The organism is Lacibacter sp. H407, assembly GCF_037892605.1.
Taxonomy (GTDB): domain Bacteria; phylum Bacteroidota; class Bacteroidia; order Chitinophagales; family Chitinophagaceae; genus Lacibacter.
The window spans coordinates 2,805,267-2,827,712 of sequence record NZ_JBBKTU010000001.1; the positions used below are offsets into that span (position 1 = coordinate 2,805,267).

14 protein-coding genes are annotated in these 22,446 nt (G+C 40.4%); 13 read left to right on the top strand and 1 reads right to left on the bottom strand.

The features are described from left to right. The first annotated feature begins 5 nt into the window (after positions 1-5). From WG989_RS12140 to WG989_RS12155, 4 genes are all read left to right on the top strand, one after another. Positions 6-1,640, top strand: a complete 1,635-nt coding sequence (locus WG989_RS12140) for a RagB/SusD family nutrient uptake outer membrane protein (RefSeq protein WP_340429727.1) — start codon at positions 6-8, stop codon at positions 1,638-1,640. A gap of 19 nt (positions 1,641-1,659) precedes the next feature. After that, complete coding sequence (locus WG989_RS12145; protein ID WP_340429729.1) at positions 1,660-2,610, top strand: DUF5017 domain-containing protein; 951 nt, start codon at positions 1,660-1,662, stop codon at positions 2,608-2,610. Between the two features lie 92 nt (positions 2,611-2,702). Next, positions 2,703-4,256, top strand: coding sequence for a DUF4955 domain-containing protein (locus WG989_RS12150; RefSeq protein WP_340429730.1), 1,554 nt, complete (start codon positions 2,703-2,705; stop codon positions 4,254-4,256). A 112-nt stretch (positions 4,257-4,368) separates the two neighbouring features. Further along, complete coding sequence (locus tag WG989_RS12155; protein WP_340429731.1) at positions 4,369-5,226, top strand: alpha/beta hydrolase; 858 nt, start codon at positions 4,369-4,371, stop codon at positions 5,224-5,226. Positions 5,227-5,551: 325 nt separating this feature from the next. Here WG989_RS12155 and WG989_RS12160 read toward each other — a convergent pair whose 3' ends face one another. Further along, positions 5,552-6,259: a FadR/GntR family transcriptional regulator gene (locus WG989_RS12160; RefSeq protein WP_340429733.1), complete on the bottom strand. Its 708-nt coding sequence runs from the start codon at positions 6,257-6,259 to the stop codon at positions 5,552-5,554. Positions 6,260-6,431: 172 nt separating this feature from the next. Here WG989_RS12160 and WG989_RS12165 point away from each other — a divergent pair, with 172 nt between their 5' ends. The 9 genes from WG989_RS12165 (at position 6,432) to WG989_RS12205 (ending at position 22,426) form a co-directional block, all read left to right on the top strand. Continuing rightward, a complete protein-coding gene (locus tag WG989_RS12165; protein WP_340429734.1) occupies positions 6,432-9,707 on the top strand; it encodes a SusC/RagA family TonB-linked outer membrane protein in 3,276 nt (1,091 codons plus the stop codon). A gap of 21 nt (positions 9,708-9,728) precedes the next feature. Beyond that, positions 9,729-11,321 (top strand): RagB/SusD family nutrient uptake outer membrane protein, encoded by a 1,593-nt coding sequence (locus WG989_RS12170; protein WP_340429736.1) that lies wholly within the window; start codon positions 9,729-9,731, stop codon positions 11,319-11,321. 99 nt (positions 11,322-11,420) lie between these two features. Further along, positions 11,421-12,362: a dihydrodipicolinate synthase family protein gene (locus tag WG989_RS12175; RefSeq protein ID WP_340429737.1), complete on the top strand. Its 942-nt coding sequence runs from the start codon at positions 11,421-11,423 to the stop codon at positions 12,360-12,362. 6 nt (positions 12,363-12,368) lie between these two features. After that, positions 12,369-13,508: a Kelch repeat-containing protein gene (locus tag WG989_RS12180; RefSeq protein WP_340429738.1), complete on the top strand. Its 1,140-nt coding sequence runs from the start codon at positions 12,369-12,371 to the stop codon at positions 13,506-13,508. After that, positions 13,505-14,731: an MFS transporter gene (locus tag WG989_RS12185; RefSeq protein ID WP_340429739.1), complete on the top strand. Its 1,227-nt coding sequence runs from the start codon at positions 13,505-13,507 to the stop codon at positions 14,729-14,731. Before WG989_RS12180 ends, WG989_RS12185 begins: the two co-directional genes overlap by 4 nt. Before the next feature lie 27 nt (positions 14,732-14,758). Continuing rightward, a complete protein-coding gene (locus tag WG989_RS12190; RefSeq protein WP_340429740.1) occupies positions 14,759-15,919 on the top strand; it encodes a sialidase family protein in 1,161 nt (386 codons plus the stop codon). Positions 15,920-15,945: 26 nt separating this feature from the next. Then, positions 15,946-17,178, top strand: coding sequence for an AGE family epimerase/isomerase (locus tag WG989_RS12195; RefSeq protein ID WP_340429741.1), 1,233 nt, complete (start codon positions 15,946-15,948; stop codon positions 17,176-17,178). A 272-nt stretch (positions 17,179-17,450) separates the two neighbouring features. Next, complete coding sequence (locus WG989_RS12200) at positions 17,451-19,826, top strand: glycosyl hydrolase family 95 catalytic domain-containing protein (protein WP_340429742.1); 2,376 nt, start codon at positions 17,451-17,453, stop codon at positions 19,824-19,826. Positions 19,827-19,840: 14 nt separating this feature from the next. Further along, on the top strand, positions 19,841-22,426 hold the full coding sequence (locus WG989_RS12205; RefSeq protein ID WP_340429743.1) for a family 20 glycosylhydrolase: 2,586 nt from the start codon (positions 19,841-19,843) through the stop codon (positions 22,424-22,426). The last annotated feature ends 20 nt before the right edge of the window (positions 22,427-22,446 follow it).

The window sequence follows — 22,446 nt, forward strand, 5'->3', positions numbered from 1 at the left end:
GATACATGAAAAGGCTTATTTATCTTTTAATTGTTGCTGTATTGGCGCTCAGCTGGGCTGGTTGCAAGAAGTTTTTGAATACCAAACCTACCGATACTCTTACTCCCGAAGAATATTATGGCAGTGAATCAAAATTAACTGCAGCACTGGCGGGGCTATATGATCCGTTAGGAAATGAAAACGGCATGTATGGAAGTTCCATGGTAACACAGTTTGATTACAGCGATGAATCGTGGGGTGGCAATTCCAATACAACAACCGGCATGATGGTATATAATTTCGATTTCACAACACCTCAGATTACCGAGTTGTGGAGAAACTGTTACACTGGTATTGACAGGGCAAACAGGTTAATTGCGAATATTAATGTTGCTTCAATGGATAGCACGGCAAGGCAAGCCATACTGGGCGAAGCATTGTTTTTAAGAGGGTTCTATTATTTTACGTTAGTAACCCGTTTTGGTGCAGTACCTATGCGTTTGGAACCAATTTCATCTCCCGCCGATGCACAATTACCACGTACATCGGTTGCTGAAATCTATGCGCAGATTTTGATTGATATGAAAGCTGCCGAAACAAAAGTTGTTCCGATGTATACAACAGCCAGCAGAGTGTATAAAACAGTTGTACAGGGAATGTTAGCCAGAGTATGCCTGCACATGGCGGGTTATCCGTTGAATGATCAAAGCAAATATGCAGAGGCATTGGAATGGGCAAAAAAAGTAAAAAGCTCAAATCAGCATACACTGAACATGTATATTGATCCGAAGTATATCAATTTTGATCCAGTGTTTAGCAAGACTTCACCGTACAGTCAGATATTTATTAATCATGCGCAGGATCTTTATGATGTAAAAGAAAGCATGTGGGAAATTGAGTTTAAAGGAAACAGAGCTGATGGGTTTAATGAAAACGGACGGATTGGAAACAATATTGGGATCGTTTTTCAACCCGGTGCAGGCACTGCACTTGAAAAAGACAGCGGCTTTTGCTGGGGGCAAGTAAAAGCAACAGCAGTTTTGTATAATTTGTATGGAACCAATGATTCTTTACGAAGAGACTGGGCCATCGGAAATCATTCAATTAACAATACTACCGGAGTTAAAACATTGTTGCCAGCAAGTAACAGACATGGACGTTATCCAGGTAAGTGGAGAAGATCGTTTGAGTTAATAACACCGAAGAATAAAAATTATACCCCCATCAACTTTCCTGTGTTACGCTATTCCGATGTTTTGTTGATGCTTGCAGAAGCAGAAAATCAGGTAAATGGTCCAACTGCCGAAGCGTATGAAGCAGTGAATATGGTAAGAAGAAGGGCGTTTAATGTGCCTTTATCTGCACCCAATGTGAACGCAGATGCACCAGCCGGTCTAAATAAAGCATCGTTCCAGCAATTCATCGAAGATGAACGTGCACGTGAGTTATGTTTTGAATCGTTAAGAAGACTGGATTTGATACGTTGGAACAAATTTGTTAGTCGCATGAAAGAAGTAAGTGCCGATTTTACTGCAAATGGTGGAGGTAATGCTTATGGCAGTCTTGCCGGGAGAAATGTTGATCAACGGCATTTGTTATATCCCATCCCGGCAGCAGAAATTTTGCTCAATAAAAATCTCACACAAAATCCCGGTTGGTAAGAAAGCATAACATACAGTTTTGAAACTTATAAAATATTATCAAATGCGCATCAATTATTTCATAGTGCTGGTATCACTGTTTCTTCTGCAATCCTGCAGTAAAGACTTGAAGCTCGACGAAGTATCCTTTAATGTTACTGCCGACAGTACGTCCTATAATCTTGGAAGTAAAACCACTTTTACTTTTACCGGGAAGCCTGATTTTATAAGTTTTTATTCAGGCGAGATCGGACAACGATATGAGTTCAAAGACAGAGATACAGCAAATGGAACTCCTTTGTTAAGTTTCACTTCGCAAATAAATACCGGAACGCAACCGAATACATTAAAGCTGATGATCTCATCTAATCTTAACGGAACGGTTGATTCCACTTCAATTGTCAATGCAAGCTGGACAGACATTAGTGATCGGGCTTTATTTGCAACAAATACAACTGCAAGAGCCTCCGGTACTATTAATCTGTCCGACTTTGCCGCACTTAATAAGCCCGTTTATATTGCATTTAAGTACAACGCTGCTGCCGGTGCAATACAAAACAGATGGACGCTTACAAGATTTTCTTTGCGGAATTTTTTATCAGACGGTACTTCTTATGTGATCGATTCCGTTCCAACTGTAACAACTGCCGTGAATTATGGTAGTGCAACCAACCTGCCTGTATGGGCGGGTCAAAGAACCGCCGGTACTACTTCGGTGCTTGATGTAAGAGCAACGATGATTGTTGCAGGAGCAACGACTGCTGCGGCTGCAACAAGTGCAGTTGAAGCATGGATTGTAACCGGTCCGGTTAATTTAAAAAGTGTAACGCCCGATGCCGGTGTTGTGATTCAAAACATTGCAAGTTCTGTTCCATTCACCACATATACTTATTCAAAAAGCGGAACTTATAATCCGGTATTTGTAGGAAGCAATATTAATGTAAACAAAGAAAACTCAGTTCCACGTAAGCTTACAGTAACAATTAAGTAAACACATCAGCGTTACTGAAAACAAGAAGCTTTTTGAGTGCAATGCAAGTGATATCATAGTACCTTCAATAATAGTTCAATATAATAACTGAAATGAGGAAGAATGTGTTTTTTTCAGGATTGCTTGTAATTGTATTTCAGTTTGCAAAAGCGCAGGAAACAATCAACTCACAACTTTTCGAACAATATAAACTGGATAAAAGTAAATCCTTGCTCCCTGATTTTTCTTATGCCGGTTATCAAAGCGGTGAGAAAGCAATTCCGGGAATTAAAAACTATAAACTGTTTAATGTAGTTGATTTTGGTGCAAAGTCAAATGATGATGTTTCAGACAGGGAAGCAATACAAGCTGCAATTGATGCAGCTAATAAAAACGGATCAGGTATTATTTTTTTTCCAAAGGGACGTTTTCTAGTAAATGAAGATAGTTCTGCTGCAAAAGGAATTTTTTCAAAAGGAAGTAAGATCATTTTTCGTGGGAGTGGAAGTGGCCCGGGTGGTACCGAATTGTTTATGAAATATGCGTTGTTGCCCGGTAACCCCGATCAAATGTGGACTGGTCCGCCGATGTTTACGTTTACTTCAAAAGGCGCTGATGCAAGAGTTGGCGAGGTGGTGAGATCAGCAGAGATAGGAGAGTTTACACTGGAGCTGAATAATGCCGATAAGTTGCAGGAAGGAGATTGGGTAGCAGTTAAGCTATTGAATAATTCTCCCGGTTTAATTGATGCTGAACTTTCACCTAATAAAGTTGATACAACCTGGACTTCTATTGTAAAAAAAGGTGTTGATGTTTGCATGTATTACAAGGTGACACGTATAAAGGGTAATTCCATCACATTGCATGCTCCGCTTGCTTACAAGGTTGATGTGAAGTACACTTGGACTGTAGATAAATATGCCCATGCAGAAGAAGTAGGCATTGAAGACATTGCATTTGTGGGCAATTGGAAAGAAAAATTTAAACATCATGCTTCATGGGTACACGACAGCGGTTTTAATTTATTTATGTTCAGCCGCTGTACCAACTCATGGATGAAGGATTGCCGTTTTACGGATTGCAGCATTGCAGCCATTGTTAGTCAAAGCGCCAATGTTACTGTTATGAATTGTGTAGTTACAGGAAATGCCGGGCATGAAGCCATTACCTCCAATCATTCCACCAATGTTTTACTTGCCAATTTAATTGATGAAGCATCACAATGGCATTCTTTCGGTACTGCAAATGGAGCTGTAAATACAGTGTTGTGGCATTGTACATATCCGGCTACTACTTGTTTCGAATCGCATGCCAGTCAACCACGGAATACATTGCTTGATAATGTAACGGGTGGACTGATGAAAAACCGAGGCGGAGGAGCAATTTTTAATATGCCTAATCACATGAAAGGTTTGGTGTTCTGGAATTACAAACAGACGAATGAACCTGTAACGAACTTTCAATTTTGGCCGCTAAACGATGTTTGGTGGAAAATTCCTGCGCCAGTAATCGCAGGGTTTATAGGGAATGGATCTACGTTTAATCAAGCTCAATTAGGTTATTTAGAAGGGTTGGATAAAAAAGTATTTCCTTATTCGCTTTATGAAGGCCAGTTACAACTTCGGTTGAAAAAAATACCGGATTGGATAACTGCATTAAAACGATAAGCAACAATTTCAATCGCATCTGAATATATTCGAGTCAGACTTATAGTTCAGAAAGTCTTCGCAAGGAGTCATTAAACGTCACTACCTTGATCGTTCAAAGTACCTTAGTTATATGAACAGCAGCCACCATGAGATATTTCATTTAGACGCGGGAAATGATATACGGTACAATACTGTAACCGATGCAGAAGTTGTAACAGTTGTTGATGGTATTAAATGTATTAGTGGTTCGTACAAACCCGAGTTAATTATTTTCAGGCCCGAAGTAAAGGCGAATGGACTCTCCATTATTATTTGCCCCGGGGGAGGATATGAAAAGCTTGCAATTGAACATGAAGGAACAGAGGTTGCTCAATCATTAATAAAATTGGGTATTACTGTTTTTGTTTTGAAATACCGGTTGCCGGGAGAAGTTCGTGAAGCTGATGATATGCCTTTGCCTTTAAAAGATTTCATTACTGCATACAAAACGGTTCAGGAAAAAGCATCTGCATGGGGGATGAATCCTTCTTTGGTTGGTATTATGGGATTTTCAGCAGGGGGGCATTTAGCTTCATTAGCTTCATCAATTTTAAGTAGTCCAAAGAAACAAGAAGGATTACAAAACCTATTTCCCCCACGTTTTACCATTCTTATTTATCCTGTTATTAGTTTTCAAGATGATATCACACACATCGGTTCCCGTGAACGTTTTATTGGAAATAATGCAAGAGGAGATGATATCCGTAGATATTCATCGAATAATACTGTAACCCAATCTTCACCACCAACTTTTCTTGTTCATTGTTCAGATGATCTAATTGTATCTGTTGAAAATAGTCTGTTGTATTACAAGGCTTGTTTAAACCACAACGTTTCAGTTGAAATGCATGTATATGCAAAAGGAGGACATGGTTTTGGAATGTATAACGATTTCATTAATGAGAAGTGGATGGATAGACTTGCGAACTGGTTAGTTCAGTTTTTTTAGTTTTCTTCTAGTAATGTTCTTCTGTTTGAAGTAGAATACAAGAGAAAAAGTTGAATATGCAAGTGTAACGTATGCCTATTATATTCTCCCATTTCAGCACTCAGACAGTAGTAATGTAGAGGTAAATATAAGTCGGTCAATTAGAGATTTACAGAAGGTTGGGGAGTGATAGTTTTGTTAGAGTGTTGCATTTTGCAGCAAGTTAAAGGAGTAAAGATTTTTTATATTTCAGTTGCTGCAAGCAAACTGCAGTTACGGATACAAAGTGGATTAATTGCAACGTTTTTTATTATTTCCCTCGTATGAATTATCAGAATGCGTTTTCTTAATCAAATATTCGTGCAAAATGATTTTCTAAGTGGTTACGCATACCATTCCTGAATTGTTCAGGCGTGCCATTCTCTAAAATCTCCACCAGCTCTTTATGCGATACGAATGTTTTCAGTGCTGTTTGTTTTTTAAGTAAACCGCTGTTGTGTACATAATCAAACACCGGTAACAACATCTTCTGGAACTTCTTCATCGTTTCATTGCCTGTTATTTCATACAACTTTCCATGAAACGCAATTTCATGTTCTACATTAAATAAATGATCCTGTGCTGCAGGCGGCTCGTTCGCTACAATTTGTTTGAGCTCTTTTATGTCGGTTTTTGTAATACGGTGAAAGAGAAAATCAGCCATACCTATTTCCAAGACCAAACGTATCTCAAATACTTCTTTCAACGTGCCGGGGTCGAGTATATGTGGATTCATACTCTTACTGAGGTTCCCGAAAATATCCGGGCTGGTAATAACCGAACCTTTCTTCTTTTTCGATTCTATTAAACCCATCATCCGCAAACGAAGTAATGCTTCACGGATCACTGTACGGCTTACTCCCAGCGCTTCAGCCAATTCAATTTCCTTGGGAATACTGTCGCCAACTTTTAGCTTTTGTTGTTGAAGTAACCCCACCAGATTGGCCTCTACCTTATCTACCAGGCTGCTGGTTTCAATGGTTTTAAAGTGTCCGTTCAATAGTTCGTTTGCCATATTATGTACTACTTAATTATCCAAAATTAGGAAAATCCGTCAGTCCTCCCAGAAATTCTACATTGATTATTAATTACTTAAAAATAGTTCAAAACTTTTTTTGGTCAAATGGTAAAAGTTTTTCAATTTTATTATGTCATACATAATACAAAAATAAAACAAAACTTGCTGTATGAAAGTATTTTTAAAGATTGGGTTGATGTTCACTTTTTCGCTTCTCTCTTTTTTAGCGGGAGCTCAGTCCATCAAAGTTTCAGGCCAGGTAATATCGAAAGATGATAATGCAGGCCTTTCCGGTGCTTCGGTTGTTGTAAAAGCAAAAAACACCGGCACTCAAACCGATGCTGAAGGCCGTTTCAGTATCGAGGCTGCTATCGGCGACATCCTCGTTATTTCATCTGTGGGCTATGTGTCGCAGGAAGTAAAAGTGGAAACTGCAAACAGTATCACCATTCAACTACAATCGTCTGCTTCTAAAATGGACGAAGTTGTTGTTGTGGGTTACGGCACACAACGTAAATCGAAGATCACAGGTTCGGTAAGTAAGCTCGATCCGAAAGTGTTGCAAACAGGTGTGCGTTCAAACCCCGCTTCTGCATTGGCAGGAACTATTCCCGGTTTACGTGTACAACAAACTTCAGGTCGGCCAGGAGCAGTACCAAACATTGTATTACGTGGTGGCACCAACTACAATGGCTCAGGTTCACCGTTGGTATTGGTAGATGGTTTAATTCGAGCCGGTTTCTTTGAAGTAAACCAGGAAGATATTGAATCAATGGAAGTATTGAAAGATGCATCGGCAACAGCTATTTATGGTGCACGTGCCAACAACGGTGTAATTCTTATCACTACTAAAAAAGGCAAAGCTGGTTCATCAAAAATTACAGTGGGTTCTAAAGTTGGTATTAACAAACTGAATCTACCGTTCGAATTTTTAAATGCAAGAGATTATCTCTACTGGTCGAGAAATGCAGTGAAAACTTCAGGTGTGTATGATGCATCACGTTTATCTCAATTAACGGCCGCCGGTCCATTCGGTACAGGTAATCGTTTTCTCGATGGAAGCGGTAACGTTATTGATGGTAATTTAAATTCTCTCGGCGTTTGGAGCACCATGAAATTAGATAATACAAATCGTCATAAACTTGGCGATGGTTGGCAAACAATGATCGATCCTGTTAATGGAACAGACACGCTCATCTTCAACAACTTTAATTACAAAGATTATGCATTGCGTCCTTATAGTTTAACCCAGGATCACAATGTGTCAATGAGTGGAGGTAATGATAAAGGGAAATATTATGCAGGCTTTGGCATGTATGATGAAAAAGGTTTACCGATCAATACATTTTATCGCCGTTACACATTTGTGTTAAACAGCGAATATAAAATACGTTCATGGTTAACTTCTACATCCAGTTTAAACTTTGCTAATGCAAAATGGCGTGATCCTGTTACCAATTCAGAAGGTAACTATCTGTCACGTTCATTGGGTGCACCTCCAACCATGCGTGGCCGTAATGAGAAAGGAGACTTGTTGGTTGGCCGTGATTTTGGTGATGGAAATCCATTGGTGAATGATGATAAATTTATTCGTAATAACAACAGCGATAAGTTTACCATGTCGCAAGGATTTAAAATTGATTTATTGAAAAATCTTTGGCTGAAAACAAGTGCTAACCTGTTTTATGATGAAGGTTATAATGAAAGTTTCAACAAAGATTATCTGCAAAGCCCGGGCAACATTAACCGCACACGTTCGTCTGCTGCATCGTTTGGCCGCACATTAAGTCAAACGTATAATGCAGTGATCGATTACAATAAAAGCTTTGGTGATCATGATCTTGATCTGATGGCTGGTTCTGAATATTATGATACCTATGCTTATGGCGTATCGGCTTCAGGTTCACAAGCACCGTCAGATGATTTTCTTGATCTGCAATATGTTCGTCGTGATGCAACAACACAACCTTCTGTTGATTCATATCACGAACGTCAACGCATTCTCTCTTTCTTTGGCCGTGCTACTTATGATTACAAATCGAAGTACTTGCTTACAGCAACCGTTCGTCGCGATGGTTATTCAAAACTCATCAACAACCGTTGGGGTACATTCCCCGGTGTTTCTGTTGGCTGGAATGTGCATAAAGAAGATTTCTTTAATGTAAAATGGATCAATGCTTTGAAGCTACGTGCCAGCTATGGACAAAACGGTAATGTAAGCGGCATCAGTGCGTATGGTTTGCAAGGTGGTTATAGTGTAAACCGTTATAACACTTCAACCGGTTACCTTTTCTCCACACCACCTTTCCCTGATCTTTTATGGGAACGTTCTTCAACCTATGAAGTGGGTGCAGAAGGAAACCTGTTAGGTAAAATTGATTTCATGATTGCTTACTATAAGCGTGTCACTTCAAATAAAATTTCCAGCTTTAATCTTCCTGCTACTTCAGGTATTACCAGTTTAACCACTAACAACGGTAGTATGCAGAACCAGGGTGTGGAAGTAGATGTAAACTATTCCATCATACGTAAAAAAGATCTGGATGTAAGTTTTGCAGCCAACTTTGCATACAATGCAAACAAGGTATTGCAACTGCCAAATAACGGATTAGAAAATAACAGGCAGGGTGGTTTCCAGGTTTGGGATCCTTCACAAAAGAAAATGATCTGGGTTGGGGGAATACAACAAGGACAAGACCCGAATGTTGCTTATGCATATGTTGCTGATGGATTGTTCCGCACACAAGCCGAGCTGGATGCTTATGCAAATCGTGTTGATTTGAATGGTGCAAAAATTTTATTAGGTACCGGTAAATATGCAGCACTTACACCTGCGCAACGTTCAAGTTATTTCCCGATTGCATTGGGTGATGTAAGATGGAAGGATGTTGACAATAATGATACGATTGATTTTCGTGACCGTGTTTACATGGGTCGTACTGTTCCCCGTTTCACTGGAGGTTTCACTGCAGCTGCACGTTGGAAAGGATTATCTGTAAGTGCACGTTTCGATTATGCGTTGGGATTTGTTGCATACGATGGTCCACGTGCATGGTTTATGGGTAATGCGCAAGGTACATTCAACACCATTACTGATGTGCATGATACATGGTCGCCAACAAATACCAATGCAAAATTCCCAACATACTATTGGGCCGATCAGTTGTTCAAAAACAATGTGCTTCGTGAATCAAGCATGTTCTATAAAAAAGGCGATTACCTCGCATTACGTGAGATCAACATCAATTATGCATTACCCGTAAAATGGGCAAGTGCTATCAAAAGCCAGGGCGTTAATTTATCTGTTACAATGCAAAACGTAGCTTATTTAAGTAAAGCAACGCTCTACTCTCCTGAATCAGGAAGTATTGCTAACAGTGCAGCAGGCTTTGGTGGTTATCCGCTTCCACGTATTATCATCTTTGGTGCACAGGTAACATTTTAATTCATTTCAATATTTATACAGATGAAAAAGATTTTAAATGGTTTGTTCTTGCTGGCGTTGATCGTTTCTGTAAACGCCTGTAAAAAATTAGATCTGGCACCGGAAGATTACTATGCCAGCGGAAACTTTTGGAAAACAGCTGCACAGGTAGATGGTGCAATGGTTGGTTTGCACAATCAGTTACGTGGTTTTCAGTTTACTTTTTTCAATATGGGTGAACTTCGTGGCGGAGTGTTTAAAGATGCCACCGGTGCAACAGGTACATCATCACTCAACTCAGCAGCAATTATCCGTCAGGATCTTCGTGAGTCTGCCCCTGGTTTTTCAAGTTGGGCAGGATTATATGGCCCCATCTTCCAGGTAAACCTCTTTATCTATAACGTAGAGAAAGCAGATTTTTTACCTGAAGCTGATAAGAAATATTATCTCGGTCAGGCATATGGTCTGAGAGCGTTTTATTATTTCCATTTGTATCGTACCTATGGTCGTTTGCCATTGGCAACAGAACCAAAAGTTTTAACCAGTACTCCAACAGCTGCAGAACAGGCGTACCTGGCCAGAACAAAAACAGAAAAAGAAACATTAGATTTTATTAAGGCTGATGTAGAGAAATCAGTGACTAATTTCAATGCGAATTATACAAGTAAATTCAGTAAATCATTATGGTCGTTATTAGCAACACAAATGTTGAAAGCAGAAGTGTATCTGTGGAGTGCGAAAGTAAAGATCGATGGAGCAGCACCAACAACTACAACAGCTGATCTTACAACTGCAAGAACTGCAGTGGAAGATGTAATTGCACGCACATCAAAACAAAATGTTTTTGCTGATGTGTTTAAATACAGCAACAAAGGAAACAATGAAGTGATCTTTGCAATGCGTTACCAGGTGGGAGAAGCCGCTAATAACTATGGTCAGTTCATCTATGCGCAAACCGATCCTATGAGCAGTTTTGTTACAGTAGGAGGAGCACCTTTAACATCTGATCAGGCTGGGGCATCTGCTGCGGATCCGTTGAAAGTTGCCGGTGGTGGTACCATCATCCGTTACGAATACAAGTATGATCTGTTTGCAAAGTACGATACAGCAACTGATCTGCGTGCAAGATCAACGTTCTTTGATTTTTATCGTACACCAACGTCAACAACAGCAAATAAGTTTGTAAACCTTCGTAAATTCTTAGGAACAATGGATGGTACAAACAGAAGTTTTACAGATGATGTGCCGGTGTATCGTTGGGCGGAAGCAATGTTGATTTTGGCTGAGATCAAAAATAAGCAGGGACAGGATCCTTCCGTTGAGATCAATGCAGTTCGTCAGCGTGGTTATGGTACAAATCCATATCCAGTATACGCAAACGCAAGTTTTGAAGCAAATGAAATTGCCATCTTTGAAGAAAGAGGAAAAGAATTTGTGGCAGAAGGAAAACGTTGGTACGATCTGCGTCGCATGCAGGATGCAACAGGTGATCCGCTTGCATTCAGAACCGATCTTCCGTTAGTTGGTGTGCTTATAAAAGCAACACAGGAATATAAATTGTTGTGGCCAATAGACAGAACAACATTAAATCAGGATCCAACCATTGAGCAAAATGCAGGTTATCCCGGAACATAAGAGCGTTAATTTTCATAATCAACAGTTAGTTTACCCGGGGGTAGTCTTGCCTCCGGTTTTTAAAAAATCTTTACTATTTTTTTCGACTTAACCGAACATATGAACAGACAATATTTAGAAGGTTTGATTGCCGCACCATTTACACCCATGCATAAGGATGGCTCGTTAAACCTTGATGTCATTCCATCTTATTATGTAATGCTGAAAGCAAATAAGGTGAAAGGTGCATTTATCTGCGGTTCAACAGGTGAAGGTGTTTCATTATCGTTGAATGAAAAGAAAGCAGTGGCCGAAGCATGGGCTGCAGTAGCAAAAGATGACGCAGATTTTATTGTGATGCCTTTGCTTGGCGGCACCTGTTTAGCCGATTGCAAAGAACTTGCATTGCATGCAAAAGAAATCGGGCTTGATGCCATTTCATTTACTGCACCTTTTTACTTTAAGCCGGCTTCAGTTGAAATGCTGGCAAAAGCCTGCAGTGAGGTAGCATCGGTTGTTCCCGATATGCCGTTCTATTATTATCATATTCCGGTACTTACAGGAGTAGGTTTTTCCATGATCGAATTATTGAAAGCAGTGGACAATCTCATTCCCAACTTCGCCGGTATTAAATACACCCACGAAGACTTCATGGATTTTCTTTCCTGTATGAATTTTAAAGATGGCAAGTACGATATGCTGTGGGGTAGAGATGAAAATATGTTACCTGCTTTGGCATTGGGTACAAAAGCATCAGTAGGCAGTACCTTTAACTATGCAGCTCCACTGTATTACGATCTCATCGATGCATTTAACAATGGCGAATTAAAATCAGCCAATGCATTACAGCAAAAGTCGATCGATATGATTACATTGTTAGGTAAGTATGGCGGTATTGCAACAGGGAAAGCTTATATGAAATTGCTGGGTATTGATTGCGGTGAGTTTCGCTTGCCTGTAAAGAACATGACAGCAACAGAATTTGAATTATTTAAAAAAGATACCGAGCAGATCGGATTCTCAAAATTCTCATCACGCTTACAACGGGCAGTGAATGTATAAAACAGAATGAATCGCTTGCACATATCACTTTCATTATCTCTCATGTTTTTTACTGCAGCCATATATGCACAAAAAAAACAGGAGCTGAAACTGCAATGGACTGTTGCAGCTGAGCTTCCTGTTACCGGAAACGGACAAACCGCTTTGGGTTTTGCCGGAATGGTTGCCGGTGTATATAGCAACAAACTAATTATTGCAGGTGGTGCAAACTTTCCCGATGCAATGCCCTGGAACGGAGGAAAGAAAAAGTATTACGATGATGTGTATGTGTATGCAAAAAAGGGAAACCGTTTTGTATTACAGCAGCAAACAAAATTATCTTTTTCAATTGCGTATGCTGCAAGCTACACTACTGCAAAAGGAATTGTGTTTGCGGGAGGAGAAAATGAAAATGGACTTAGCAAAAACGTTTACCTGTTTACAATAAATAAAGCAACTGTTACAACAGCATCATTACCCGACCTTCCGTTTGCAGTAACCAATGCATCAATTACCGCTATCGATAATAAAGTTTATTTAGCAGGTGGTGAAACTGCAAAAGAAGCAAGCAATCAGTTTTTAGTACTTGATCTTAACAACACAGCAGGAGGATGGAAGCAGTTGCCGCAACTTCCCAAATCAGTATCGCATACTGTATTGCTGGTAAAAGGAAATGATCTGTTTCTTATTGGTGGTCGTAAGAAAAACAACAATGGTATCAGCGATCTGTACAGCTCCGTTTTTGAATTTAATATCCAAACAAGCCAGTGGACAGAAAAACAACAGTTGCCGTATGCATTAAGTGCAGGTACAGGTGCTGTTTATCAAAATAAAATCTTGTTGTTTGGTGGCGATAAAGGCGCAACCTTTCATCGCACCGAAGAATTAATTGCCGCTATCAACAACAGTAAAGACGAAAACGAGAAGCAACTTTTAACAGAAGGAAAAGCAAAACTGCAAGCAGCTCATCCCGGTTTCAGTAAAGAAATGTTGGCATACGATATTGCAAACAACATCTGGCAAGTGATTGGAACGACGCCGTATGAAACACCTGTTACCACAACAGCTGTTCAATGGAATGATTGTTTTATCATTCCAAGTGGAGAAACAAAAGCTGGGGTTCGTTCTCCTCTTATTTTATCAGTTAAACCAACAACTGGAAAATGAGTAATTCGAAATCATATCCCTGGATCGTTGTTGGTTTGCTTTGGGTAGTGGCATTGCTCAATTATATGGACAGGCAAATGCTCAGCACCATGAAGCCATCGATGATGCTTGATATAGCTGAGCTGCAAACAGCCGCCAACTTTGGACGACTCATGGCCATCTTTTTATGGATCTATGGCATCATGAGTCCGGTTGCAGGTATCATCGCTGATCGCATCAATCGTAAATGGTTGATTGTAGTAAGTCTGTTTGTTTGGAGTGCGGTAACCTTAGCAATGGGCTATGCACAAAACTTTACACAACTTTATTGGCTTCGAGCAGTCATGGGCGTTAGTGAAGCCTTGTACATACCTGCAGGTTTATCACTCATTGCCGATTATCACGGAGAAAAAACAAGATCACTCGCCATCGGTATTCACATGACGGGTTTATATATGGGACAGGCATTAGGTGGTTTCGGTGCAACCATTGCATCGGCTTTCTCATGGAAAGCAGCGTTTCATACATTTGGTTTGATCGGTATTTGTTATGCAGCGGTGTTAATGCTTTTTCTCCGGGAGAAAAAAGTGAAAACAGTTGAAACAACGCAAACAGAAAAACCATCCATTACAAAAGGACTTGCATTACTCTTCAGCAATATTTCTTTCTGGATCATCCTATTGTATTTCGCAGTGCCAAGTTTACCTGGCTGGGGAGTAAAGAATTGGTTACCCACTTTGTTTGCCGATAGTCTGCAGATCGATATGTCGAAAGCGGGTCCTTTATCAACCATCACCATTGCAGCATCGTCTTTTATTGGTGTCATCTTCGGTGGTATTTTATCCGATCGTTGGGTGCAAAAAAATATTCGTGGAAGAATTTATACCAGTGCCATTGGCTTGGGTTTAACCATTCCTTCTTTATTGTTGGTTGGTTTTGGTGATTCACTCTTCAGTGTTATCGGTGCAGCATTCTGTTTTGGTTTTGGCTTTGGCATGTTCGATGCGAACAACATGCCGATCCTTTGCCAGTTTGTTTCCTCAAAGTATCGGGCAACAGCATATGGTTTAATGAATATGGTTGGTGTGTTTGCCGGTGCATTTATTACTGATTGGTTAGGTAAATCAACCGATGCAGGAAACCTGGGAAGAGATTTTGCAATGCTGGCCGGTATTGTATTGGTAGCATTAATTGTGCAGTTGTTGTTTTTAAAACCAAAAGCGACAACTGTAACAGAAGAATAAATATTACTCAGTTTATAAAATAGAAAAATGAAACGACTTTGTTTTAGTGTGTTTGTTTTGTTGATCACAACTACAATTGTGTTTGCACAAACTGCACCGGTTACTGTATTTGAATCCGGAAAGGATGGACATAAGAGCTACCGCATTCCTGCAATCGTTACGTTGAAGAATGGAACCTTGCTTGCATTTGCAGAAGGTCGTGTAAATAATGCCGGCGATTTCGGCGATATCAATATTGTATTGAAACGCAGTACTGATGATGGTAAAACATGGAGTGCAATACAAACTGTAGTGAATTACGATAACCTTCAGGCAGGTAATCCTGCACCGGTTGTTGATTTAACGGATCCAATGTATCCGCAGGGACGAGTGTTTTTGTTTTACAACACCGGTAATAACCACGAAGGAGAAGTGCGTAAAGGAAAAGGTTTGCGTGAAGTGTGGTACAAAACATCAACCGATGGCGGCGCAACATGGAGCGATGCTGTGAATATTACCAAGCAGACACATCGGCCAATGCAACCAACTGCCAATGCTGATTATAATTTCAAAGATGACTGGAGAAGTTATGCCAACACGCCCGGTCATGCGATGCAGTTCAGCACAGGTGTGTACAAAGGAAGGATTTTTGTTGCGGCCAACCACTCTGCAGGAGAACCTTTGAAACAGGCAGAAGATTACAAAGCGCATGGTTTTTATACCGATGATCATGGTAAAACATTTCAACTGAGTGAAACCGTTGAACGTGTTGGAGGTAACGAAGCAATGGCGACAGAAATTTCTGGCAACCGTTTAATGATGAATATCCGCAATCAGAAAGGTGATGTGCGTGCAAGATTAATTGCTATCAGCAATGATGGTGGTGCCAAGTGGGATAGTGTCTATTTCGATAACAACTTACCCGACCCTGTTTGCCAGGGAAGTATTTTAACTGTTGGTAAGAAGAAAGGCAAACATATTGTAGCGTTCTGCAATGCAGCCGATACAAAAAGCAGGGATAATCTTACACTTCGTATCAGTTATGATGATGGTTTTACCTGGAAGAAAAGTATCGTCATCGATTCAACCGGTAAAAGAGATAATGCAGCTTACTCAGATATCGTACGCATTTCTAAAAAGAAGATCGGCGTTTTCTACGAAAAAGATAATTATGCAAAGATCATTTTCACGGTTGTAAAGTGGAACTGATAATTCTATTGAACTAATACAGAGATATGGCTTACACAACAAACGATTTAATTGCGTTACGTGATTTTTATGCAAACCAATTACTGAACGATACAGTTCCATTCTGGTTTCCCCGTTCGTTCGATGCAGAACATGGTGGCTTTTTATTAATGCGTGATGCAGATGGCTCACTCATTGATGATGATAAAGCGGTGTGGATACAAGGAAGAGCAACTTGGCTCTTATCAACCTTATATAACACTGTTGAACAAAAACAAGAATGGTTGGATGGTGCCAAACTCGGCTATGAGTTTTTAAATAAGCATTGCTTCGATACTGACGGGCAAATGTTCTTTCATGTAGCAAGAGATGGGCAGCCGGTACGTAAACGCCGTTACTTCTTTTCCGAAACATTTTATGTAATTGCTGCCGCAGCTTATGCCAAAGCAAGTGGCAGTGAAGAAGCCGCCGCCAATGCAAGAAGAGTATTTGGCGAATGTATTGCCTATGCAAGTGGTGATAAAAAATTGCCATCTAAGTTTTGCGGAACACGTCCATCGATTGGAATTGGCGTACCCATGATCATGACTAATACTGCACAGCAGCTAAGGGAAATCATTGGTGACGACCGATGCGATGAATGGATCAGCAAATGGATCAGTGATATTGAAACCTACTTTGTAAAAGATGATATAAAATGTGTGATGGAGCAGGTGGCGACTGATGGCAGCATTATCGATCATATTGATGGACGCACACTCAATCCCGGTCATGCAATTGAAGGTGCATGGTTTATTTTGCACGAAGCAAAACATCGCAACAACGATCCACATTTGATTGAACTTGGTTGCAAAATGCTCGACTATATGTGGGAGCGTGGATGGGATAAAGAACATGGCGGTATTTTGTATTTCCGTGATGTATACAACAAACCGGTACAGGAATATTGGCAGGATATGAAATTCTGGTGGCCACACAACGAAGTGATCATTGCAACATTACTTGCTTATACGATGACCGGCAATGAGAAATATGCACAGTGGCACAAGCTGGTGCATGATTATGCATACAGTCATTTTCACGATAAAGAAAACGGTGAATGGTTTGGTTACCTGCATCGTGATGGAAGCATTGCACAAACAGCCAAAGGAAATTTATTTAAAGGTCCGTTTCATTTACCAAGGCAGGAGTGGTATTGTATGAAATTGTTGAATGAGCATCTCCAGGCTGATGCAAATTTAGCGCATACGGTTGAGCATTTGCAGAGCAGTTTTATTTAATAGCTTCAACCCAGCAATTTTTTAATTGTTCTCATCAATGAAAAGATTGTCATTCAGTTTACTTTTAATTCCCTATGTTGCCATCGGTTAATTGCCGGTGGCAACATTTTTTTACTCAAACGATGGAATTCGAAGGAAAGTTCAAATAAACAGGTGTTAGTGAAATCGAAACAAAAGCCTGCCTATATTTATTATGGCTGGCAGCCATTCAGTAAAGGAAATTTATTGAATGGTGAACAACTGCCTGCATCAACATTTAAATTGAAAATCCAGTGAAAAAAAATCTGCTTTCTGTTTGTTTATCGTTGTGTGTACATATTTTATTTGCACAACGTAATGATGTAACCATTCGTTTCGATGCACCTGCTACACATTTCACCGAAAGTCTTCCGTTGGGTAACGGACGTTTAGGTGCCATGATGTTTGGCGACACAAAGAAAGAACGTATTGCTCTCAACGAAATTTCATTATGGAGTGGCGGCCCTCAGGATGCAGATATTGAAAATGCATACCAGTTTCTAAAACCTATCCAGGATTATTTGTTGGCCGGTGATAATAAAGCTGCGCAGGATCTGCTACAAAAGAATTTTATCTCAAAAGGAAAGGGGTCTGGTCGTGGCAGAGGAGCAAATGAGAAATATGGTTGTTATCAAACCATGGGCGATCTGTTCATCAGCTGGAAGGATAGTGCAACATCTGTGACCAATTACAAGCGCTGGCTGGATATTGAACAGGCAAAAGCAATCACGCAGTTTACACGCAATGGTGTAACCTATACTGAAGAATGTTTTGTTGATTTTGTAAATGATATTACCTGGGTGAAACTATCTTCTTCTAAAAAGCAATCGCTCAATGTGGTGCTTTCATTATACAGGAAGGAAAATGCAACGTTCAAAACAAAAAAGAATACGCTTGGTATGGTTGGGCAGTTGCCGTCTGCAAGTGATAAAGGAATGCAGTTTGCAACGTTTGCACAACCTGTGGTGAAAGATGGAACGATAAAACAGGAAGGAAACGAACTTGTGGTTGAAAATGCAACCGAATGTTGGATCAAAATTACTTCGGCTACCAATTACAATGATGCGACTGGTGATCTGTCTTCAACAGATGTAGTTGATAAAGCGTTTCAATATCTTGATAAAACAAAACCATTGAGTTTTGCTACAGCGCAACAGAAGAGTACTGCAGCTTATAAAAAATGGTTTAACCGTTGCCGTTGGAATATGCCGGATAGCAAAATTGCCACTGCAACAAGTACAAATCAACGTCTCATCAATTACAATAAAGGTGAAGAAGATCTGCAATTGCCTGTGTTGTATTTTAATTTCGGAAGATACCTGCTCATCAGTTCCTCCCGTCCCGGTTTGTTGCCTGCGAATCTGCAAGGGCTGTGGGCACTAGAATACCAGACACCCTGGAACGGTGATTATCATCTCAATATTAATATACAGATGAATTACTGGCCATCTGAATTAACAAACTTAGGTGCATTGGCCGAACCGATTCATCGCTTCACATCTTCATTGGTGCAGAATGGAACAAAAACCGCAAAAGCCTATTACAATGCAAAAGGTTGGGTGGCGCATGTGATCAGCAATCCCTGGTTCTTTACTTCACCCGGCGAAGGTGCAGCATGGGGATCGACCTTAACAGGTGGTGCCTGGTTGGTTGAACATATCTGGGAACATTATCGTTTCACCAAGGACACTGCTTTCTTAAAAAAATATTATCCTGTGTTAAAAGGTGCTGCACAGTTTTTACAATCGATTTTAATTAAAGAACCAACACATGGATGGTTGGTAACAGCGCCATCTAATTCTCCCGAGCATGCATATAAAATGCCGAATGGTTTTGTTGGGAATACCTGCATGGGTCCAACAATGGATATGCAGATATGCAGGGAATTATTCAATGCTTGTATCACTGCATCTTCTGTGTTGAATGTTGATACAAAATGGCGAACTGAATTAAATGAAACAGTGAAACAATTAGCACCAAATCAAATCGGCGCTAAAGGCGATCTCAACGAATGGGTAAATGATTGGGAAGATGCAGAGCCGAATCATCGTCATGTATCACATTTATACGGCTTGCATCCCTACGATGAAATTTCAGTCAACAAAACGCCTGCATTGGCTGAAGCAGTGAAACAAACATTATTGCAACGTGGTGATGCCGGCACAGGTTGGAGTATGGCATGGAAAATAAATTTTTGGGCACGCTTACACGATGGTGAGCATGCCTTGCAATTGTTTAAGCAATTGGTAAAACCTGTTGCAGGAGCTGATGGAATTAAAATGAGTGGAGGCGGAACTTATCCGAATTTATTCTGTGCACATCCGCCATTCCAGATCGATGGAAATTTTGGTGCAACAGCCGGACTTGCAGAAATGTTACTACAAAGCAATGATGAGGAAATGGAATTGTTACCTGCTCTGCCTGCCGCATGGAGTGCCGGTAGTATTAAAGGCTTATGTGCCAGAGGTGGTTTTGATGTGAGTATGGAATGGAAAGAAGGTAAACTTATTTCCTGCACCGTTCTCTCGAAGACGGGACGTAATTGTAAAATCCGTTACGGAAACAAACAGCTGCAGGTTAAAACCGTCAAAGGCAAATCATATACCTATACTGTTAACAGTTTTAAATAAAAGAACATCATTGAATGTGTAAACGATTTGTATTGCCCGTATTCATTTTGTTGCTGTTTTCAAATGCAAGTGCACAGGCAAAGCTTCCGGTTCTTCATGATAGTTTGTTTTCAACTTACTATCATCAACGGGTTTCGTTTTTTCAAGCGATGCCGCAAACGAAAGATGAGATTATTTTCTTGGGCAACAGCATTACCGATGGTTCTGAGTGGGCACAACTGTTCAATGATCTGCGGATGAAGAACCAGGGCATCAGCGGCGATATTACTTCCGGTGTTTTGCATCGTTTGCCTGTTGTAACAAACCGAAAGCCAGCAAAAATATTCTTGCTGATTGGTACAAACGATCTGGCAAGAGGTACCAGTGCCGATAGTGTATTGAAGAATATGTTGCTGATCGCTGATTACATAAAACAACAATCGCCCAAAACAAAATTGTATGTGCAGAGTATTTTACCGGTGAATGAATTGTACGGTAAGTTTGGCGGCCACACAAAAAATACAGCACTCATTCAGCAGGTAAATGAGCAGTTAAAAGTGAATGCAGCTGCTCACCAATACCAGTATGTTGATCTGCATACTCCATTCAGTAACGAAAACGGAAAACTGAAACCCGAGTTAAGCAATGATGGCTTGCATCTGATGGGCAATGCCTATCTTTTGTGGAAGCACATCATTTATCCATATGTGTACGATCTGCAACCGAAAGCGGCATTGATTCCGCAGCCGCAGCAACTGCAATGGAAACAAGGTGACTTTGCTGTTTACAGTTGTAAAACGATTGTGCTGAAAGATAAAAGTCTGTTGAAAGAAGCAACGCAGCTGCAGCAATACTTCCAGGCGATCGGTTGGGACATGAAGTTGGCTGATAAAGCAAGAGCAGGTGACTCGTTTATTGAATTAACTCTGGATAAAGTAAAAGCCGAACAAAATGAAAACGAAGCTTATCAACTTGATGTCAATGCAACAAACGTAAAACTTGTCGCCAATACTGCGCATGGAATTTTCAACGGCATTCAAACCTTGAAACAATTGTTGCGAAGCGGAACAATGATCGATGCCTGCAGCATTACTGATTGGCCTGCATTCAGCTGGCGTGGTTATATGATCGATGTGGGACGGAATTATATGTCGATGCCGTTGCTGAAACAACAGATCGACGTGATGGCGGCTAACAAACTCAACATCTTTCATTTTCATGCAACAGAAGATATTGCATGGCGTATTGCGATTAAGCAATATCCGCAACTTACCGCACCTGAGCACATGCTGCGTAACAAAGGAATGTATTACAGCGAAGCAGAGATCAAAGAGCTGATTACTTACTGTAAAGAACGACATATCACTTTTGTTCCCGAAATTGATATGCCCGGCCATAGTGCAGCCTTCAAACGTGCCATGAAAACCGACATGCAAAGTGATAGCGGATTGGCGATTGTTAAAAATATCCTTAAGGAATTTTGTACAACCTACGATGTGCCATACATCCATATTGGTGCAGATGAAGTAAAGATCACCAATAAAAATTTTGTTCCCGAAGTAACAGCATTCATCGAAAGCCTTGGTAAGAAAGTGATCGGCTGGCAACCTAGTGGTAATTTCAGCAACAGTACCATCCGTCAGCTCTGGATGGACGACAATGCACATCATTCTTCAGGTAATAAAATTCAATTTATCGATTCACGACATTTGTACCTGAATCATATGGATCCACTGGAAGCTGTAACAACAATCTTCAACCGGAAAATTGCTGATAAAGAAAAAGGTGATGCAACAACACTCGGCGGCACTATTTGTATGTGGCACGACAGGGCAGTGAGTAAAGAGGAAGATATACTCAACATGAATCCTGTTTATCCCGGCATGCTGGCATTTGCAGAACGCAGCTGGCAGGGTGGAGGCGTTAATGGTTGGGTTGCAAATATTGGTGAACCGAATGCAGCAAGAACAAAAGCATTCACTGAGTTTGAAAACAGATTACTTGATCATAAGCAACAATACTTTTCTACGTTTTCATTTCCTTATGTGCAACAATCAAATCTTGTTTGGAAGTTATTCGGGCCATTTGATAATAAGGGCGATCTATCCAAACAATTTGCTCCTGAACAAAAAGGTTTTGATACAGACAAAGCAAAACCAACGGTTGAACAGGTTGGTGCAACAGTAGTGCTTCGTCATTGGTGGGCACCGTTAATTAAGGGAGCAATCGCTAATGCGGAAGACAGTACCACCTGGTATGCTGTAACAAAGATCTGGAGCGATGAAGAGGGTGAGCAACCATTCTGGATCGGCTTTAATAATTTATCACGCTCACCTGCAACTGATCCACCTCCTGCAAATGCATGGGATAACAAAAAAAGTGCTGTTTGGGTAAATGGAAATTTAATTTCTGCGCCACAATGGAAACATGCAGGGAAAAGAGGAAACAGCGAATTGCCATTGGCTGATGAAGGATATGAGTATCGCACACCAACAAATATTTTCTTAAAGAAAGGATGGAATACCGTGTTGATCAAAGCACCTGTTGGTACATTCAAAGGAAAAGATTGGCAAAACCCGGTGAAGTGGATGTTTACATTTGCATTGCTATCAGGTGATTGATTTATTGTCAGGACAATTTA

Bases quoted from the DNA above. Each gene is read 5' to 3' on its own strand.
- WG989_RS12140 (WP_340429727.1), top strand. From the start codon at position 6: ATGAAAAGGCTTATTTATCTTTTAATTGTTGCTGTATTGGCGCTCAGC.
- WG989_RS12150 (WP_340429730.1), top strand. From the start codon at position 2,703: ATGAGGAAGAATGTGTTTTTTTCAGGATTGCTTGTAATTGTATTTCAG.
- WG989_RS12155 (WP_340429731.1), top strand. From the start codon at position 4,369: ATGAACAGCAGCCACCATGAGATATTTCATTTAGACGCGGGAAATGAT.
- WG989_RS12160 (WP_340429733.1), bottom strand. From the start codon at position 6,259: ATGGCAAACGAACTATTGAACGGACACTTTAAAACCATTGAAACCAGC.
- WG989_RS12165 (WP_340429734.1), top strand. From the start codon at position 6,432: ATGAAAGTATTTTTAAAGATTGGGTTGATGTTCACTTTTTCGCTTCTC.
- WG989_RS12170 (WP_340429736.1), top strand. From the start codon at position 9,729: ATGAAAAAGATTTTAAATGGTTTGTTCTTGCTGGCGTTGATCGTTTCT.
- WG989_RS12175 (WP_340429737.1), top strand. From the start codon at position 11,421: ATGAACAGACAATATTTAGAAGGTTTGATTGCCGCACCATTTACACCC.
- WG989_RS12180 (WP_340429738.1), top strand. From the start codon at position 12,369: ATGAATCGCTTGCACATATCACTTTCATTATCTCTCATGTTTTTTACT.
- WG989_RS12185 (WP_340429739.1), top strand. From the start codon at position 13,505: ATGAGTAATTCGAAATCATATCCCTGGATCGTTGTTGGTTTGCTTTGG.
- WG989_RS12190 (WP_340429740.1), top strand. From the start codon at position 14,759: ATGAAACGACTTTGTTTTAGTGTGTTTGTTTTGTTGATCACAACTACA.
- WG989_RS12195 (WP_340429741.1), top strand. From the start codon at position 15,946: ATGGCTTACACAACAAACGATTTAATTGCGTTACGTGATTTTTATGCA.
- WG989_RS12205 (WP_340429743.1), top strand. From the start codon at position 19,841: ATGTGTAAACGATTTGTATTGCCCGTATTCATTTTGTTGCTGTTTTCA.